The sequence below is a fragment of the Streptomyces sp. H39-C1 genome (genome assembly GCF_027158125.1).
Classification (GTDB): Bacteria; Actinomycetota; Actinomycetes; order Streptomycetales; family Streptomycetaceae; genus Actinacidiphila; species Actinacidiphila fildesensis.
This window is the reverse complement of the sequence record NZ_JAPVLS010000001.1, coordinates 114,797-132,355: the sequence shown is the minus strand read 5'-3', so window position 1 is coordinate 132,355 and position 17,559 is coordinate 114,797. Positions and strand designations below refer to the sequence as shown.

The window sequence follows — 17,559 nt, the reverse complement described above, 5'->3', positions numbered from 1 at the left end:
GGAATAGCAGGGGGCGGGTCGCAGACCATGGGTGAGGTCTTCGCAGGCCGGTACGAGCTGGTCGACCCGATCGGACGCGGCGGCTCGGGCGCGGTCTGGCGCTCCTGGGACCACCGGCGGGGACGCTATGTGGCGGCGAAGGTGCTCCAGCAGAGCGACGCGCACGCCCTGCTGCGCTTCGTCCGCGAGCAGGCGATGCGGATCGACCATCCGCACGTCCTGGCACCCGCCAGTTGGGCCGCCGACGACGACAAGGTCCTGTTCACCATGGACCTGGTCCGGGGCGGATCGCTCTCGCACCTGATCGGCGACTACGGGCCGCTGCCCCCGCACTTCGTGTGCGCCCTGCTCGACCAGCTGCTCTCCGGGCTGACGGCCGTCCACGCCGAAGGCGTCGTGCACCGGGACATCAAGCCCGCCAACATCCTGCTGGAGGCCACCGGCACCGGACAGCCGCACCTGCGGCTGTCGGACTTCGGCATCGCCATGCGCAAGGGCGAGCCGCGGCTGACCGAGGTCAACTACGTCGTCGGCACCCCGGGATACTTCGCGCCCGAGCAGATGATGGGCGCGGAACCGGACTTCCCGGCCGATCTGTACGCGGTCGGCCTGGTCGCTCTCTACCTGCTCAGCGGGCAGAAGCCGGACGCCCAGGCGATCTACGAGCGCTACCTGAACGAGGGCGTCCCGCGCGCCCCGCAGGGTGTGCCCGAGCCGATGTGGCAGGTCATCGGCAATCTGCTGCAACCCGACCCGGACGCCCGCTTCCGCACCGCCACCGGCGCCCGCAAGGCGCTCTCCGCCGCGGTCGAACTCCTGTCGGTACCCGGCCTGGACGACGAGCCGGTCGAGGTCTTCGACCAGATCGGCCCGCTGCCCGAGGGCTTCGACGCCCAGGGCCCGCACCGGAAGCGGCGTCGGGCACGCCCCGAGGAAACCAGCAGCTTCCACCTCCCGGCCCCCCAGACCCCACCGGCCCCGTCCCCGGAGTACGCACCGCAGCAACCGTCCGCGTACGGCTACCCGCAAACCGGAACCCAGACCCCACCGCCCCCCGTCCACAACCCGTACACGACGGCAGTAGCACCCCAGACCCAGCCCCACACAGACGGCCTGTCCCAGCCCCCAGCAGAGGCCCCCACAGGCGCACCCCAGCTACCGGAGCCCACCCGCCCGTACACAGCGGCAGCACACCCCACCCCGCCCGCCGCTTTGCACCCGGTTCCGCAGACACGCCGACCGGGACCACCGGCAAAGCTGGTGATCCCGATCCTCATCGTCGCCGCGCTCTGCTTCGCGGTCGGCATCTGGGCGCTGACAGCGGCCTGAGTTCAGCTACCAAGCAGGCGGCGGCCCGTACCCCGACTGCGGCGGCTGCGGCGACTGAGCCGCAGCCGCAACGCGCGGCCGCCGCCGCGCCGCCACCACCCACACCGCCAGACTCAGCAGAAGCACCGTGCCCGCCCCGAGCGCCGCGAACGCCACCAGCCGCATCGTGGAGGAGCTCGAACCGCCACCCGTCGCCGTCCCGTCGGCCTTCGCCAGGTCGTCCCCGCCGATGCCGAACCCGGCCTTGGCCGCGTCCCCGTCGTACCCCGGCGAAGGGGCCACCGCGCCCTTGACGTCCAGCCGCAGGGTGACGCCGATCGGCCCGTTCACGACGTCCTTGACGCCCGGGTGCACGCTGACCGCGAAGTAGTACCAGCCGGCGAACCGGGTGGCCGAGACCTTGCTGCCGCTCTCGAACCGGTTGGCGTACGAGACCGGTACGGTCTGGCCGGTGATCGACGTCTGCTTGCCGGCGTAGGACTCCGTGTCGTCGTCGATGTGGCCGCGGGCGGGGTTGTACGCGTCGACCCGCACTCCGGCGCTCTGGAAGCCGTTCTCCTTGGCCGCGGGCGCGTTCGCGAAGTCGGCGAAGAGCACCGCGTGCTGGCCCCAGTCCACCGGCACCTTGTAGAAGCGGGTCTCGCCGGGCAGCACCTTGTCGTTCCAGATGCCGCTCTTGATGGCCGCCGCATTGTCGAAGCTCGTGCCGCCCTGCGCCGGCTTGGGGGTACCGGTCACCGGCGTCGGAGACGCCTCCGTGGCGCTGGAGGCGGGCGCGGGCTTGGCGTCGGCCTTGAGGGCCGGCTCCGACATGAAACGGATCTCGACGGGCCACTCGGCCGGGTCCGACGTCCCGGCGCTCTCCCGCTTGATCTCCAGGGTGTAGCGGTTGGCCTCCTGGCACCGCCCGTCCTTCTCGATGGTCCGCGCCGTGTAGCCGCCGACCGGCCGCGCAGCCCCGTCGTTGTCGAAGTGCGCGTCGAAACTGTCGCAGTCGGTGCCGTCGGCGCTCTGCAGCTTGAGGTCGATGCCGTCGCCGTAGGCGACCTTGGCGCCCGGCTTCGGAATGGCGAACGCCGACAGGTACGCCGAGGACTTCGCGTCCAGGTCCACGCCGTAGTACTTGGTGTCACCCACCTTGAGGGTGTCCTTGTAGGTGCCGCCCGGGGTGAGCGCCTGGGCCTCGGCCGTCGTGGCCGCGCCCTTCACCGCCGTGCCCTGCGGCTGCCACACGGGCACGGCGGCGTCCGCCAGTGCCGTGCCCTGCAGCCCGGCGAGCGTCACGCCGGCCACCGCCACCCACAGTCCGCGTCCGCGCATTACGCTCCGCCCCTCTTCGTCCGGCGCACCAGCGCCACCCCGCCGACGGCCGCGAGCGCGACCGCCCCGCCCGCTGCTGCCGCGATCATGTCCTTGCCGGTCATGAATCCGGTCCTGAATCCTCCCCCGTCCGAGCCGCCGCTGTCGCGGCCCGCGGCCGAATCGCCGCCCTTGTCGGAAGCTGCGGCATCGTCCTTGGCCTGGCCCTTGGCCAGCGCCGGTGCCTGGTACTGCGGCCCGGCCAGTTCGTCGCCCGTCACATTGACCCGCAGGACGACGCCGACCGCCGCGTTCCTCGCCAGCCGCGCGGCCTTCGGGCCGAGCGACACGGCGATGTAGTAGTCCCCGGCGCTGTGCACCGCGGCGGCCGAGCCGCCGACGACCCAGCGGTTGGTCCAGGTCACCGGCACCGTCCCGAGCCCCACGGACAGGAGTTTGCCGGTGTAGCTGCGGTGGTCGTCGCCGCCGGAGGCGTCGCGCACCGGCTGCCGGCCCGGCCCGTACGTCCCCGTCTCGACGTAGCTCCAGACGGAGGCCGCGGACGCGTCGTCCAGCACCGGTTCGTTGGCGAACTCGGCCGCATAGCTGAGCTGTTGTCCCCAGCCCAGCCGCACCTTGTAGAAGCGCGTCTGCGCGGGCAGCAGCTTGTCGCGCCAGACGCCCTTGGTGAGCGCGGCCGCGTCGTTGAAGCCGGTGCCGCCCGTGATGTCCTTCGGGTCGCCGGCGAGCGGCGCGGGCTTGTCGCCGTACTCGGTCTCGGCGGCCGCGGGCGTGGTCCCGGCCTTGAGCGGTGCCTCGCTCCCGTACCGGATCTCGATCGGCCACCGGCCCTGGTCGGAGCCAGGGGCGCTCGTCCGGTGCACCGAGAGCAGGTACTGACCGGCCTTGTCGCAGCTGCCGTCGCCCTTGGCGGTGGGCACCCGGCTCACCGCCGCCGTGACGATCATCGCGCCCTCGTCCTGCCCGAAGTGCGCGGATCCGGTGTCGCAGGTGAACGCGTACTGGCCGGCCGACGCCGCCTTCAGCTCGATGCCGTCGCCGTAGCCGACCTTCACGCCCGGTTGCGGAACCGCGGTCACCGCGAGGTCCGCGGTGGCGGTGGCGTCCAGGCCTGCCGCGTACCAGCGGGTCTCTCCCGGCCCGATGGTGTCCAGGTACTGCCCCGGCCCGATGGCGGCCGCCCACGCCGCCGTCGCGCCGCCCGTGATGCGGGTGCCGTCGAAGCGGTACGCGTCGGCGCTGAGCTGGGACGCGCGCACCAGCTGCCGGGCGAGCGCCGCGGCGTCGGGGGCGTCGTAGTAGGCGCCGTGTCCGGCCCGGGCGACGCACTCCAGCTCCTCGCGGGCGGCGCCCTTCACCTGGAAGCCGATGGTGTCGATCCGCAGACCGATCCCGTCCCCGGCCAACTGGGCCGCCACCTCGCAGGGCTTGGGCGCCCCGCAGTTGGACTCGCCGTCGGAGATCAGCAGGATCGTGCGCCGGCCGTCCTTGGGCAGGTCGCCCGCGGCCCGGGTCAGCGCCAGGGCGGTCGGGGTGTCCCCCTTGGGCTGGACGGCCGCCACGGCCCGCTTCATCGCGTCCCGGTCCAGCGGGACGACGGGCTCGGCGAGCTGGGTGTCGTCGCAGCCGTGCGGCTTTCCGGCGCCGTAGACCCGCAGCCCGGTCCTGTGACCGTCCGGCAGGGTGTCCACGACGGTGTTGACGGCCTTGCGGGCCGACTCGATCCGGGTGCCGCCCGAGCCGTCGGGCCCCGCCATCGATCCGGACGAGTCCAACACCATGATCAGGCTGTCGTCCGCGGCCGGTACGGCGGCCTGCGCGGCCGCCGGCCCGCCGAGCACCGCGAGGACGGAGATCAGCAGTCCGCCGCTCACCGCCCCGGCAGCCACGCGCCACTGTGGTCGTTGCATGCTGTGCTCCCCCTCGACCGGACCCGGCTTTGTTTGCTACCGCGAAGGTATTGATTTGCGTGAGCAAACTCAAGATGTTTCCCGTCACGGTCCCGCAACAGCGGGCGACCCCTCACGGAGCGGGCGGCCGGCACAGCAAGAGGCCCCGACCGCTGTGCGGTCGGGGCCTCGGAGCACTTCGGCGTCTCAGACGCTCGCGCCGGAACCTGCCGGTACGGAGTCGGTCGCTTCCGTCCACAGATCCTGCTCGGCGCGGTCCGCCTGGATCTGGCGGTACACGAGGAGCCCGCCGATGGCGGCCAGTGCCACCAGGAGAAACTTCTTCACCGCGCGACCTCGTCCTTCTTGGATTGGGAGAGCCCTGACGCGCCCGACTATACACACCGGCCGATACCGAACGGTGACCTGCACCCGCTCCAACTGCCGTACCGGACAGCAGCCGGACAGCCCGCCGGAGACAGCAAACGGCCCGTACGGATCAGGATCCGTACGGGCCGTTCAACGCGGTGGGCCTAACAGGACTTGAACCTGTGGCCTCTTCCTTATCAGGGAAGCGCTCTAACCGTCTGAGCTATAGGCCCGCGCTGCAACGAAAGATTAGCGCACCACAGGCCATGTCCCAAAATCGGAATCCGGCGCCCGGCTACTCGTCCTCGGCGAGGGTCAGCTCGACGCCCCCGACGAAGCCCGCGGACATGTTGTAGATGAAGGCACCGAGGGTGGCCAGCGCCGTCGCGAGGACCACATCGATCACCGCGATGACCGTGGTGATGACCAGGACGCGGGACAGCGACAGGAAGGACACCAGGTCGAAACCACCGCTGCCACTGCCACCGCCCTCCGCCGTCGTCGCGTCGCTGATCGTGCTGCCGACGGTGCTGAAGACGCCGATCGCGTCCAGCACCATCCACAGCACCGCCACCGCCACGATCGTGCAGATGCCCAGCGCGATGGAGAGCAGGAAACTGACCTTCATCACCGACCAGGGGTCGGCCCTGGCGACCCGCAGCCGCGCCTTGCGCGTCCGCGGGACGGTACGGGCGGCGGGACGCGGCCTGCGGACGCCCGCGGCGGCCGGCGCCCCCACGCCGGCCCCCTGAGCGGCCGGCGGCGCGTACGCCTGCGCGGGCTGGTGCGGAGGCTGCTCCGGCGCACCGGGCACCCCCGCGCCATACGTTTGAAGCGGGCCCGCATGGTGCGGCGGACGTGTGTCAGTCACGGTGGATCCCCCCTGATGCGGGCCGCTGTCCGTGGAGGAGCCAGGGGCACCGCCGGCACCGGCCTGGGCGGCCGCCTGCGGCCGGTCCGGGCCTGTCGTCCCACCAGCAGCGGCGCCCGTGGCTCCACTCACGGCCTACTCCTCGATTTCAGCGGCCACGGGCTGGTCGCCCTCGGCCTCTTCGGCGTCGACCTCATCGGCCTCTGCCCCAGCCTCGGCATTGCGGGCGATACCGACGACGGCATCCCGCTTGCCAAGGTTGATCAGTTGGACGCCCATGGTGTCACGGCCCGTCTCCCTGACCTCGTTGACCCGCGTACGAATCACTCCACCGCTGAGGCTGATGGCGAGGATCTCATCCGTCTCCTCGACCACCAGCGCCCCGACGAGGGAACCGCGGTCCTCGACGATCTTCGCCGCCTTGATACCGAGTCCGCCACGCCCCTGGACGCGGTATTCGTCCACCTTGGTGCGCTTGGCGTACCCGCCGTCCGTGGCGGTGAAGACGAACGTACCCGGCCGGACCACATTCATCGAGAGCAGTTCGTCGCCCTCTCGGAAACTCATGCCCTTCACGCCCGACGTGGCACGGCCCATCGGGCGCAGCGCGTCGTCCGTCGCGGTGAACCGGATGCACTGGGCCTTGCGGCTCACGAGCAGCAGATCGTCCTCCGCCGACACCAGCTCGGCACCGATCAGCTCGTCGTCCGAACCGTCCGCGGCCTCGCGCAGGTTGATGGCGATGACGCCGCCGGCCCGCGGGGAGTCGTAGTCCTTGAGCGCGGTCTTCTTGACCAGGCCCGCCTTGGTGGCGAGCACCAGGTACGGCACGGCCGCGTAGTCCCGGATCGCGAGGATCTGGGCGATCTTCTCGTCCGGCTGGAACGCCAGCAGGTTCGCGACGTGCTGGCCGCGGGCGTCCCGCCCGGCGTCCGGCAGCTCGTACGCCTTCGCCCGGTAGACGCGGCCCTTGTTGGTGAAGAACAGCAGCCAGTGGTGCGTGGTGGAGACGAAGAAGTGGTCGACGATGTCGTCCTGCTTCAGCTTCGCGCCGCGTACGCCCTTGCCGCCGCGCTTCTGCGACCGGTAGTCCTCGGTCTTGGTGCGCTTGACGTAACCGCCGTGCGTGATCGTGACGACGATGTCCTCTTCGGCGATCAGGTCCTCGATGGACATGTCACCGTCGAAGGGGATCAGCTTGCTGCGCCGGTCGTCGCCGAACTTGTCGACGATGACCGCCAGCTCCTCGCTGATGATCTGCCGCTGCCGCTCGGGCGAGGCCAGGATCGCGTTGTACTCGTTGATCTTGGCCTGCAGCTCGTCGTGCTCCGCGACGATCTTCTGCCGCTCCAGGGCCGCGAGGCGCCGCAGCTGCATCTCCAGGATCGCGTTGGCCTGGATCTCGTCGATCGACAGCAGGCCCATCAGGCCCTCACGGGCGATCTCGACCGTGTTGCTGCGCCGGATCAGCGCGATGACCTCGTCGATCGCGTCCAGCGCCTTGAGCAGACCGCGCAGGATGTGCGCCCGCTCCTCGGCCTTCCGCAGCCGGAAACGCGTACGGCGGACGATGACCTCGACCTGGTGCGTCACCCAGTGCCGGATGAACGCGTCGATCGACAGGGTGCGCGGCACGCCGTCGACCAGCGCCAGCATGTTCGCGCCGAAGTTGGTCTGCAGGTCGGTGTGCTTGTACAGGTTGTTCAGCACGACCTTGGCGACCGCGTCGCGCTTGAGCACCACGACCAGGCGCTGCCCGGTGCGCGAGCTCGTCTCGTCGCGGACGTCGGCGATGCCGGCGACCTTGCCGTCCTTCACCAGGTCGGCGATCTTCTGCGCGAGGTTGTCCGGGTTGACCTGGTACGGAAGCTCCGTGACCACCAGGCACTGGCGGCCCTGGATCTCCTCGACATTGACGATGGCGCGCATCGTGATCGAGCCGCGGCCCGTGCGGTACGCGTCCTCGATGCCGCTGCGGCCCACGACCAGCGCGCCGGTCGGGAAGTCCGGGCCCTTGATCCGCTCCAGGAGCGCGTCCAGCAGCTCCTCGTGCGAGGCCTCGGGGTTCTCCAGGTACCACTGCGCACCGGCCGCGACCTCGCGGAGGTTGTGCGGCGGGATGTTGGTGGCCATGCCGACCGCGATGCCCGCGGAGCCGTTGACCAGCAGGTTCGGGAAGCGCGCCGGGAGGACCGTCGGCTCCTGGTTACGGCCGTCGTAGTTGTCCTGGAAATTGACGGTGTCCTCGTCAATGTCGCGGACCATCTCCATCGACAGCGGCATCATCTTGCACTCGGTGTACCGCATGGCGGCGGCCGGGTCGTTGCCCGGGGAACCGAAGTTGCCGTTGGAGTCCACGAGCGGCATGCGCATCGACCAGTGCTGGGCGAGGCGGACCAGGGCGTCGTAGATCGAGGAGTCGCCGTGCGGGTGGTACGTACCCATGACGTCACCGACGACACGGGCGCACTTGTAGAAGCCCTTCTCGGGCCGGTAGCCGCCGTCGTACATCGCGTACAGCACCCGGCGGTGCACCGGCTTGAGGCCGTCACGGACGTCGGGCAGCGCACGCGACACGATGACGGACATCGCGTAGTCGAGGTAGCTGCGCTGCATCTCCGTTTCGAGGCCCACCGGCTCGATGCGCACGGTGGAGATCTCGGCATCGGCGGGCACGGCCGCCTCGTCGTCGGGCGTCACAGGGGGATTCTCGTCGGCCATTGCTGGTCAAAGTCCTTTCGGGCGGCGGCGGTGGGGCCGACTCAGATGTCGAGGAAGCGGACGTCCTTGGCGTTGCGCTGGATGAACGAGCGCCGCGCCTCGACGTCCTCACCCATCAGCACCGAGAACAGGTCGTCGGCCTGCGCGGCGTCGTCCAGGGTGACCTGGCCGAGCACACGGTGGTCGATGTCCATGGTGGTGATCCGCAGCTCCTCGGCGTTCATCTCGCCGAGGCCCTTGAAGCGCTGGATCGCGTCTTCCCGGACCCGCTTGCCCTGCTGGCGGCCGATCTCCATCATCGCGTCGCGCTCGCGGTCCGAGTACGCGTACCCGAAGTCGTCCCGGCTCCACTTGATCTTGTAGAGCGGCGGGCGCGACAGGTACACATGGCCGGCCTCGACCAGCGGGCGCATGAAGCGGAAGAGGAACGTCAGCAGCAGGGTGTTGATGTGCTGACCGTCGACGTCGGCGTCCGCCATCAGGATGATCTTGTGATAGCGGAGCTTCGAGATGTCGAAGTCCTCGTGCACACCGGTGCCGAACGCCGAGATCAGCGCCTGGACCTCGGTGTTCTGCAGGATCTTGTCGATCCGCGCCTTCTCGACGTTGAGGATCTTGCCGCGGATCGGGAGGATCGCCTGGTACTGCGGGTTACGGCCCGACTTCGCGGAACCACCGGCCGAGTCACCCTCGACGATGAAGATCTCGCACTTCGTCGGGTCGTTCGACTGGCAGTCGCTCAGCTTGCCCGGCAGCGACGCGCTCTCCAGCAGCCCCTTGCGACGGGTCAGGTCACGCGCCTTGCGGGCCGCGACCCGCGCGGTGGCCGCGTTGATCGACTTGCGGATGATGTCCGCGGCCTCGTTCGGGTTGCGGTCCAGCCAGTCCGTGAGGTGCTCGTGCACGGCCTTCTGCACGAAGGTCTTCGCCTCGGTGTTGCCCAGCTTGGTCTTCGTCTGGCCCTCGAACTGGGGTTCGCCCAGCTTGACCGAGATGATCGCCGTCAGACCCTCGCGGATGTCCTCGCCAGCGAGGTTGTCGTCCTTCTCGCGAAGGAACTTCTTCTCGCGCGCGTAGCGGTTGACCAGCCCGGTGAGCGCCGCACGGAAGCCCTCCTCGTGCGTACCGCCCTCATGGGTGTGGATCGTGTTCGCGAAGCTGTAGACACCCTCGGTGTACTGGGTGTTCCACTGCATCGCCACCTCGACGGAGAGCAGCCGCTCCTTGTCCTCCGCCTCGATGTCGATCACGGTCGGGTGGATCAGCTCGCCCTTGCGGGAGTTGAGGTGATTCACGAAGTCGACGATGCCGCCGGGGTAGTAGTACTTCACCGCACGCACCCGGGGCGCGTCCTCCGGCTCCTCGACCGTCTCGGCGCCGACGGTGGCCTTCGCCGACTCCCGCTCGTCGGTCAGCGTGATCGTCAGGCCCTTGTTGAGGAAGGCCATCTCCTGCAGCCGCCGGGACAGCGTCTCGAAGGAGTACTCGGTGGTCTCGAAGATGTCCGGGTCGGCCCAGAACGTCACCGTGGTGCCCGTGGTGGACGACGGCTCGTTCTTCGCCAGCGGAGCGGTCGGAACACCCAGCTTGTAGTCCTGCGTCCAGCGGAAGCCGTCGCGGTTGACCTCGACGGTGACCTTCGTCGACAGCGCGTTGACGACCGAGACGCCGACGCCGTGCAGACCGCCGGAGACGGCGTAGCCGCCGCCGCCGAACTTGCCGCCCGCGTGCAGCACGGTCATGACGACCTCGATGGCGGGCTTGCCCTCGGACGCGACGATGTCCACGGGGATACCGCGGCCGTTGTCGACGCAGCGCACGCCGCCGTCCGCCAGGATCGTCACGTCGATGGTGTCCGCGTGCCCGGCGAGGGCCTCGTCGACCGAGTTGTCGACCACCTCTTGGACGAGGTGGTGCAGGCCGCGCTCACCGGTGGAGCCGATGTACATGCCCGGACGCTTACGGACCGCGTCGAGGCCCTCGAGCACGGTGATCGCGCTGCCGTCGTAGACCGGACTGGAGTTCTCGTTGGGGTTGCCGGAATCGGCCACGAAGCGCCCTTTCTGGCACAGCACGAGCCGTCTCCCGCCGAGCGGGATCGGCTGCGTCGTTCGACATGTACCGCGACTGGGCGGCTTACGTATCAGTCTACCGGTAGCGCCGACATGAATGGGTGTTTGCCGGTACCTGAGTTCCCACGTGCCGTCCTGAACCGCACTCACCCGACTCCCTACACGTGGACCAGGGCCAGAAACGGCTCACGCAGGCGTCCAGGGCTTCCGGCTGTCAACCCTCGACTACGGTGAGCAGGGTCTCAGCGGACCCACGGCTCTCACCCGTATGTGTCGCCCGGGCCCTTGCTGCCCGGCGCGCGCAGCCGGCCGTAGGTACGCGGCGGCCCCATCGGGCCCAGCACCTTGATCAACTTCACCGTGCCATGGCCCAGATCGCTGTTCAGCCGCGCCACCAGCGTCGGAGCCAGCAGCCGCAGCTGCGTCGCCCACGCCGTCGAGTCGCACTGCACCGTCAGGACGCACTCCTCCTCGTCGTACTTCGCCGGCTCGCAGTGCTGCGCGATGTCCTCACCGACGATCTGCGGCCAGCGGCCCATCACCCCGCCCACCGCGGCCGGCGCCTCCCAGCCGCGCTCGGTGATCAACCGGCTGATCGCGGCACCCAGCGGCAGCGGATCCCGGCCGTCGGCGCGCGCACCGCTGCGCAGGCCCCCGCGGCGCGCCTGCTTCTTCTGCTGCGTCGCCGCGCCCCGCGCCCGCGCCTGCTCCTTGGCGGCGCGCAGCGCGACCCGCGCCAGGTCGACGCCGGACAGCCCGTCGCCCGGGGTGTCCGCGTCCGGTGCTCCTGGTGCGGCCGGTTTTCCCGCGTCCCGGCCGTCCGCCGGCAGCTGCCCGCTCATGACACACGCTCCGCTGCGCCCTGCTCGACGGCGAATCGCGCCCCTGCCAGCAGATCCGGCACATCGTCCTCCACAGCCGCGGTGACCAGTACCTGTTCGCCCGGCGCCACCAGCTCGGCCAGCCGCCGGCGGCGCTTGGCGTCGAGCTCGGCGAAGACGTCGTCCAGGATCAGCACCGGCTCCCTGCCGTCCGCGCTCAGCAGCTCGTACGACGCCAGCCGCAGCGCCAGCGCGTACGACCAGGACTCGCCGTGGCTCGCGTAGCCCTTCGCCGGCAGCCGGCCAAGGTTCAGCAGCAGATCGTCACGGTGCGGGCCGACGAGCGTCACCCCCCGCTCGATCTCCTGCTTGCGGGACTCGCCCAGTGCCTCCAGCAGCAGCCCGGACAACTCCTCCCGGCCGCTCGCTCCGGCGAGTCGTTCGCCGATCGAACTGCGGTACTCCAACGCGACAGGACCGCCCCCGGGAGCCAGCTGCTCGTACGCCTTGTCGGCCAGCGGCTGCAGCGCGGCCGTCAGGTCCAGGCGCTGCGCGAGCAGCTCCGCGCCGACGCCCGCCAGATGCTGGTCCCAGACGTCCAGCGTCGACAGGTCCCCGCCCTTGCCGCCGTGCCTGCGGGCCATCGCCGCGCTCTTCAGCAGCGTGTTGCGCTGTTTCAGCACCCGCTCGTAGTCCGAACGGGTACCCGCCAGCCGCGGGGTGCGGGTCGTGAGCAGTTCGTCGAGGAACCGGCGGCGCTCTCCGGGGTCGCCCTTCACCAGGGCGAGGTCCTCGGGCGCGAACAGCACGGACCGCAGAATGCCCAGCACATCGCGCGGCCGGACCTGGTTCGAACGGTTGATCCGGGCCCGGTTCGCCCGGCCCGGATTGATCTCCAGCTCGATGAGCTGCTGGCGGTCGCCCTGCACCACCTGGGCCCTGACCACCGCGCGCTCCGCCCCCGACCGCACCAGCGGCGCGTCGGAGGCCACCCGGTGGCTGCCCAGCGTGGCCAGGTACCCGACCGCCTCGACGAGGTTCGTCTTGCCCTGCCCGTTGGGGCCCACGAAAGCGGTGACGCCCGGGTCGAGCGGTACCTCGACCCGGGCGTAAGAACGGAAGTCGGCTAGCGACAGGTGCGCTACGTGCATGGCTGTGCGCCGGCCTCCCCGGTAATGACTACTACTTGTTCTCGACCGCGTGGCCGCCGAACTGGTTACGCAGCGCCGCGATCATCTTCATCTGCGGGGAGTCGTCCTGGCGGGACGCGAAACGGGCGAACAGCGATGCGGTGATCGCCGGCAGCGGCACCGCGTTGTCGATCGCGGCCTCCACCGTCCAGCGGCCCTCGCCCGAGTCCTGCGCGAAGCCGCGCAGTTTCTCCAGGTGCTCGTCGTCGTCCAGCGCGTTGACCGCCAGATCGAGCAGCCAGGAGCGGATGACGGTGCCCTCCTGCCAGGAGCGGAAGACCTCGCGGACGTCGGTGACGGAGTCCACGGCCTCCAGCAGCTCCCAGCCCTCGGCGTAGGCCTGCATCATCGCGTACTCGATGCCGTTGTGAACCATCTTCGCGAAGTGGCCGGCGCCGATCTTGCCCGCGTGGACCGAGCCGAACTCACCCTCGGGCTTGAGCGCGTCGAAGATCGGCTGCACCTTGGCGACGTCCTCGGCGGAGCCGCCGTACATCAGCGCGTAGCCGTTCTCCAGGCCCCAGACACCGCCGGAGACGCCGCAGTCGACGAAGCCGACGCCCTTGGCCTTCAGCTCCTCGCCGTGCTTCTCGTCGTCGGTCCAGCGGGAGTTCCCGCCGTCGACGACGATGTCGCCGGGGGAGAGCAGGCCGGCCAGCTCGTCGATGGTCGACTGGGTGGCCGCACCGGACGGGACCATCACCCACACGACCCGCGGACCCTTGAGGGTGTCCACAAGCTCCTTGAGGCTGTGGACATCGGCGACGTCCGGGTTCCGGTCGTAGCCGATGACGGTGTGGCCCGCGCGGCGGATGCGCTCGCGCATGTTGCCGCCCATCTTGCCGAGACCGATGAGACCGAGCTCCATCACAGATCCTTCGTTCGAAGCGTGCCTGACCTAGACCGAGCCTACGACGGCCCCGCGCGACCGGCTCAGCCGGAGAGGCGCACCGGCATGATCAGGTACTTGTACGCGTCGTCCGCCTCCGCGTCCACCGCCGGGCGGCCGCTGAGCAGCGCGGGCTTGGTGGAGGTGGTGAAGGAGAGCTGGGCGACCGGCGAGTCGATCGCGCTGAGCCCGTCCAGCAGGAACGTCGGGTTGAAGGCGATCGAGATGTCGTCGCCGTCGAGCTTGGAGTCGACCCGCTCCACAGCCTGTGCATCGTCGCTGGAGCCGGCTTCCAGGGTGAGGACGCCCTGCTCGAAGCTCAGCCGCACCGGGGTGTTCCGCTCGGCGACCAGCGCGACGCGCTTGACGGCCTCGACGAAGGGCGCGGTCTCGATGACGGCGACCGAGGCGAACTCGGTCGGGAAGAGCGTGCGGTATTTGGGCAGGTCGCCTTCGAGCAACCGGGTGGTGGTGCGGCGCCCGGCGCCCTCGAAGCCGATCAGGCCCTCACCGGCGCCGGAGCCCGCCAGCGCGATGGAGACGGTGTCTCCGCTGGTCAGGGACTTGGCGGTGTCCAGCAGGGTCTTGGCGGGCACCAGGGCGACCGCGGAGATGTCCGCCTGCTCGGGCTTCCACATGAACTCGCGGACCGCGAAGCGGTAGCGGTCGGTGGCGGCGAGGGTGACCGTGTCGCCCTCGATCTCGATCCGCACACCGGTCAGCACCGGGAGGGTGTCGTCACGGCCGGCGGCGATGGCCACCTGGGCGGCCGCGGCGGCGAAGACCTCACCGGGCACCGTGCCGGAGGCGACCGGCATCGCGGGCAGTGCCGGGTACTCCTCCACAGGCAGGGTGTGGAGTGTGAATCGCGAGCTGCCGCAGACCACGGTGACCCGGGAGCCCTCGGTGGAGATCTCCACAGGCCTGTTGGGAAGTGCCCGCGTGATGTCGGCGAGCAGGCGGCCGGAAACGAGGACCGTGCCGTCCTCCTCGACCTCCGCGTCGACCGCGACCCGGGCCGAGACCTCGTAGTCGAAGCCGGAGAGGCTGAGCCTGCCCTCCTCCGCCTTCAGCAGCAGTCCGGCGAGGACCGGTACCGGGGGACGGGCCGGAAGGCTGCGGGCTGCCCAAGCCACTGCCTCGGCGAGTACGTCGCGCTCCACCCGGATCTTCACCGGAACCGCCTCCTGCTTGTTGCTGGCTGTCGGTGAACAGTCTGACAGCCGCCGCCGACAGTCGGTGCGGGTTGAGGTCAAGCCGGGCAGGGCGGTGTCGGGCGGCTCCGGCCCGAGTTGTTCACAGCCCATGCTTCCAAGCAGGTTCCCAGTTATCTATACGTAGTCGTAGTAATAGGTGTTGTGGATACCGTGGATAAGTGGTTCCTGCGCAGGTCAGAGCACGTTTTTTATCCACCGCGCCTGTGGGCGGAGGCGGTGCATAACCACCCGCTTCTGTGGACAGCCAGAAGTTGTGCACACCGCATACACAGGGGACCCCCACTTCTCCCCAGCACTGTCCCCAGAAATACCCGGGTTCTCCCCAGCCCAATCCACCCCCTTGGTGTGACGCGGTTCACTCTCCCCGGGGACAGACGCCGTTTTGTTGCCGAACAGTGGACAAACGTGTGGAGAAGCTGTGTACAACCCCCTTCAGGCTGTGGGCGGCCGGTGGACAACCTCCGGACCGACCGGTAACCACAATCTCTGTCCACAGGCTGTGGACGAAGGTTTCCCACAAATCCACAACCCACTGACCTCGCCTGATGAGTATGCAGCGGGCCTGCCTGTGGAGGCAGTTGGGACAACTTCCCAGTCCCCAGGGTGTGGACGGCCGTTTCCGGCCCAACCTGTGGAGAAGCCCCGGTCAGGACCCGGGATTCGAACAAAAAGAAGCGCCCCGGGAGTTCGACTCCCGGGGCGCTGAACGTTTCCACCGTGCTTCAGCTGTCATTGAGGCCGTGATTGAGGCCGTTGTCCGAGCCCTGGACGGGCCCTGGACGCGCTCAGGATCAGCTCTTGATGCGGTTCGTCAGCTCGGTCACCTGGTTGTAGATGGACCGCCGTTCGGCCATCAGCGCCCGGATCTTGCGGTCCGCGTGCATCACCGTCGTGTGGTCGCGGCCGCCGAACAGCGCGCCGATCTTCGGCAGCGACAGGTCCGTCAGCTCACGGCACAGGTACATCGCGATCTGACGGGCGGTGACCAGCACCCGGCTGCGCGAGGATCCGCACAGGTCGTCCACGGCCAGACCGAAGTACGCCGCGGTCTCCGCCATGATCGCGGGCCCGGTGATGTCCGGCACCGAGTCCTCGCCGCCCGGGATCAGGTCCTTGAGGACGATCTCGGTGAGCTGCAGGTCCACCGGCTGCCGGTTCAGGCTCGCGAACGCGGTGACGCGGATCAGCGCGCCCTCCAGCTCGCGGATGTTCCGCGAGATACGCGAGGCGATGAACTCCAGCACCTCGGGCGGGGCGTTGAGCTGCTCCTGCACCGCTTTCTTGCGCAGGATCGCGATCCGGGTCTCCAGCTCGGGCGGCTGGACGTCCGTGATCAGGCCCCACTCGAAGCGGTTGCGCAGCCGGTCCTCGAGGGTGACCAGCTGCTTGGGCGGCCGGTCGGAGGAGAGCACGATCTGCTTGTTCGCGTTGTGCAGGGTGTTGAAGGTGTGGAAGAACTCCTCCTGCGTCGACTCCTTGCTCGCGAGGAACTGGATGTCGTCGACCAGCAGGATGTCCATCTCCCGGTACCGCTTGCGGAAGGTGTCGCCCTTCCCGTCGCGGATGGAGTTGATGAACTCGTTGGTGAACTCCTCCGAGCTCACGTACCGCACCCGGGTGCCGGGGTAGAGGCTCCGCGCGTAGTGCCCGATGGCGTGCAGCAGGTGGGTCTTGCCGAGCCCGGACTCCCCGTAGATGAAGAGCGGGTTGTAGGCCTTGGCCGGCGCCTCGGCGACCGCCACGGCCGCCGCGTGCGCGAACCGGTTCGACGAGCCGATGACGAAGGTGTCGAAGAGGTACTTCGGGTTCAGCCGGGCGGTCGGCTCGTTCGGGGCACTGCCCTGGCTGCTGCGGCCGGGGGGCGCCTGGTCGTGGCGGCCCTGCTGGTCGCGGTGTCCGTCCCGGGGTCCGGAGTCGTGGCGCCCCGAGTCGTGCCGGTCGCGCTCCGGCGGCTGCGACCGGTAGCCGGACTGCGGCGCCGGCGGATAGGACTCACGGTCGCGGTCCGCCGGGTAGCGGTCCCGGTCGCTCTGGTAGCTGTCGCGCTCCTGGAAGCCGCCGAGCCGCGGCTGCTGCCAGGGGTCGTCGGCGGCGGGCCGGGGCGGCCACTCGTCGGTGCCCGGGCGTCCTGGCGGGTGGTCGGGGTAGGCCCGGCGCATCCGGGGGCCGTCGTCGTGGGACGGGCGGTCGGACTGCGGCCGGTCGTAGGACTCGTCGTACTCCCGCCGGTGCTGGCCGTACGGAGCGGGCTCCTGGACCGGCTCCTGCGGGGCCGGCGCCGGACCGTCCTGGTCGCCGCCGGACGCGACGGCGATGGCGATGCCGACCGGGTGTCCGAACTCACGGCTGAGGACTTCGGTGATCAGTGGCAGCAGGCGCCCTTCGAGGACGCTCTTGGCGAACTCGTTCGGGGCGGACAGCACCGCGGTGCCCGCGACGAGGGCGAGCGGCTGGGTGCGCTTGAGCCACTCCGCGTCCTTCGGCTTGAGGTCCTCGCTCTCCACCAGGATCTTCTGGAGTACGCGGGGCCACACTGCGGCTAGATCGGCAGATACGTCAGCCACAGTGCACGCTCTCTCAGTCGCTGGTGGTGCCGAGGAATCCCACGAAGGTGTGGTTCTTGGGACGGACGGGAAGGATGTCGGGTCGGGTGTGCGGTAGATGCCCGAGTTCGGCCACGGTAGTCAGCGCAGGCCCAGTGGTTCAAGTCGTTGTCCACAGGCTGTGCACAAACGGAGCCCCAGGTGACCCCGGTTTGACCGGATGGGTCAACCGCACGTACCGTATCGAGGTCGAGTTGTCGATGGCTGCTGCCGCCTGCCTACCGATGGGCGAGGATCTACCGGGACCCCCTGGAAGATCGTCAAGCGG

Annotated in this window: 12 protein-coding genes and 1 tRNA gene; 1 reads left to right on the top strand and 12 read right to left on the bottom strand. The window is 69.7% G+C overall.

Translation table 11 applies throughout. The features are described from left to right. Window positions 1-27: 27 nt before the first annotated feature. Window positions 28-1,329: a serine/threonine protein kinase gene (locus O3W51_RS00580; protein ID WP_198357241.1), complete on the top strand. Its 1,302-nt coding sequence runs from the start codon at window positions 28-30 to the stop codon at window positions 1,327-1,329. A 6-nt stretch (window positions 1,330-1,335) separates the two neighbouring features. On the opposite strand, the gene O3W51_RS00575 is transcribed toward O3W51_RS00580, so the two are convergent. The 12 genes from O3W51_RS00575 to dnaA all read right to left on the bottom strand — a co-directional run bounded on the left by O3W51_RS00575 (window position 1,336) and on the right by dnaA (window position 17,252). Then, on the bottom strand, window positions 1,336-2,649 hold the full coding sequence (locus tag O3W51_RS00575) for a hypothetical protein (protein WP_269282788.1): 1,314 nt from the start codon (window positions 2,647-2,649) through the stop codon (window positions 1,336-1,338). Beyond that, window positions 2,649-4,559 carry a vWA domain-containing protein gene (locus O3W51_RS00570; protein WP_269282785.1) on the bottom strand — a complete coding sequence of 637 codons (1,911 nt, stop codon included), beginning with the start codon at window positions 4,557-4,559 and terminating at the stop codon, window positions 2,649-2,651. The genes O3W51_RS00575 and O3W51_RS00570 overlap by 1 nt, the downstream gene beginning before the upstream one ends. Window positions 4,560-4,745: 186 nt before the next feature. Next, the gene (locus tag O3W51_RS00565) at window positions 4,746-4,886 is read right to left on the bottom strand and encodes a DLW-39 family protein (RefSeq protein WP_018559211.1); all 141 of its coding nucleotides are present in this window, start codon (window positions 4,884-4,886) and stop codon (window positions 4,746-4,748) included. 180 nt (window positions 4,887-5,066) lie between these two features. Continuing rightward, window positions 5,067-5,140, bottom strand: a tRNA-Ile gene (locus O3W51_RS00560). 62 nt (window positions 5,141-5,202) lie between these two features. Then, complete coding sequence (locus tag O3W51_RS00555; RefSeq protein WP_138351184.1) at window positions 5,203-5,910, bottom strand: DUF3566 domain-containing protein; 708 nt, start codon at window positions 5,908-5,910, stop codon at window positions 5,203-5,205. A 3-nt stretch (window positions 5,911-5,913) separates the two neighbouring features. Then, window positions 5,914-8,499: a DNA gyrase subunit A gene (gene gyrA, locus O3W51_RS00550; RefSeq protein ID WP_138351183.1), complete on the bottom strand. Its 2,586-nt coding sequence runs from the start codon at window positions 8,497-8,499 to the stop codon at window positions 5,914-5,916. A gap of 41 nt (window positions 8,500-8,540) precedes the next feature. Continuing rightward, complete coding sequence (gene gyrB / locus O3W51_RS00545; protein WP_138351182.1) at window positions 8,541-10,574, bottom strand: DNA topoisomerase (ATP-hydrolyzing) subunit B; 2,034 nt, start codon at window positions 10,572-10,574, stop codon at window positions 8,541-8,543. A gap of 257 nt (window positions 10,575-10,831) precedes the next feature. Then, window positions 10,832-11,413 carry a DUF721 domain-containing protein gene (locus O3W51_RS00540; RefSeq protein WP_138351181.1) on the bottom strand — a complete coding sequence of 194 codons (582 nt, stop codon included), beginning with the start codon at window positions 11,411-11,413 and terminating at the stop codon, window positions 10,832-10,834. Next, the gene (recF, locus tag O3W51_RS00535; protein WP_164295672.1) at window positions 11,410-12,543 is read right to left on the bottom strand and encodes a DNA replication/repair protein RecF; all 1,134 of its coding nucleotides are present in this window, start codon (window positions 12,541-12,543) and stop codon (window positions 11,410-11,412) included. Before recF ends, O3W51_RS00540 begins: the two co-directional genes overlap by 4 nt. Before the next feature lie 31 nt (window positions 12,544-12,574). Further along, complete coding sequence (gnd, locus tag O3W51_RS00530) at window positions 12,575-13,450, bottom strand: phosphogluconate dehydrogenase (NAD(+)-dependent, decarboxylating) (RefSeq protein WP_138351179.1); 876 nt, start codon at window positions 13,448-13,450, stop codon at window positions 12,575-12,577. A 65-nt stretch (window positions 13,451-13,515) separates the two neighbouring features. Then, window positions 13,516-14,646 carry a DNA polymerase III subunit beta gene (gene dnaN, locus O3W51_RS00525; RefSeq protein ID WP_138351178.1) on the bottom strand — a complete coding sequence of 377 codons (1,131 nt, stop codon included), beginning with the start codon at window positions 14,644-14,646 and terminating at the stop codon, window positions 13,516-13,518. Between the two features lie 833 nt (window positions 14,647-15,479). After that, window positions 15,480-17,252, bottom strand: a complete 1,773-nt coding sequence (gene dnaA, locus O3W51_RS00520) for a chromosomal replication initiator protein DnaA (RefSeq protein ID WP_138351177.1) — start codon at window positions 17,250-17,252, stop codon at window positions 15,480-15,482. Window positions 17,253-17,559 lie beyond the last annotated feature (307 nt).

What these genes read in the sequence shown, in the direction of transcription:
- O3W51_RS00580 (WP_198357241.1), top strand. Translation starts at nt 28, where the DNA reads ATGGGTGAGGTCTTCGCAGGCCGGTACGAGCTGGTCGACCCGATCGGA.
- O3W51_RS00575 (WP_269282788.1), bottom strand. Translation starts at nt 2,649, where the DNA reads ATGCGCGGACGCGGACTGTGGGTGGCGGTGGCCGGCGTGACGCTCGCC.
- O3W51_RS00570 (WP_269282785.1), bottom strand. Translation starts at nt 4,559, where the DNA reads ATGCAACGACCACAGTGGCGCGTGGCTGCCGGGGCGGTGAGCGGCGGA.
- gyrA (WP_138351183.1), bottom strand. Translation starts at nt 8,499, where the DNA reads ATGGCCGACGAGAATCCCCCTGTGACGCCCGACGACGAGGCGGCCGTG.
- O3W51_RS00540 (WP_138351181.1), bottom strand. Translation starts at nt 11,413, where the DNA reads ATGAGCGGGCAGCTGCCGGCGGACGGCCGGGACGCGGGAAAACCGGCC.
- recF (WP_164295672.1), bottom strand. Translation starts at nt 12,543, where the DNA reads ATGCACGTAGCGCACCTGTCGCTAGCCGACTTCCGTTCTTACGCCCGG.
- gnd (WP_138351179.1), bottom strand. Translation starts at nt 13,450, where the DNA reads ATGGAGCTCGGTCTCATCGGTCTCGGCAAGATGGGCGGCAACATGCGC.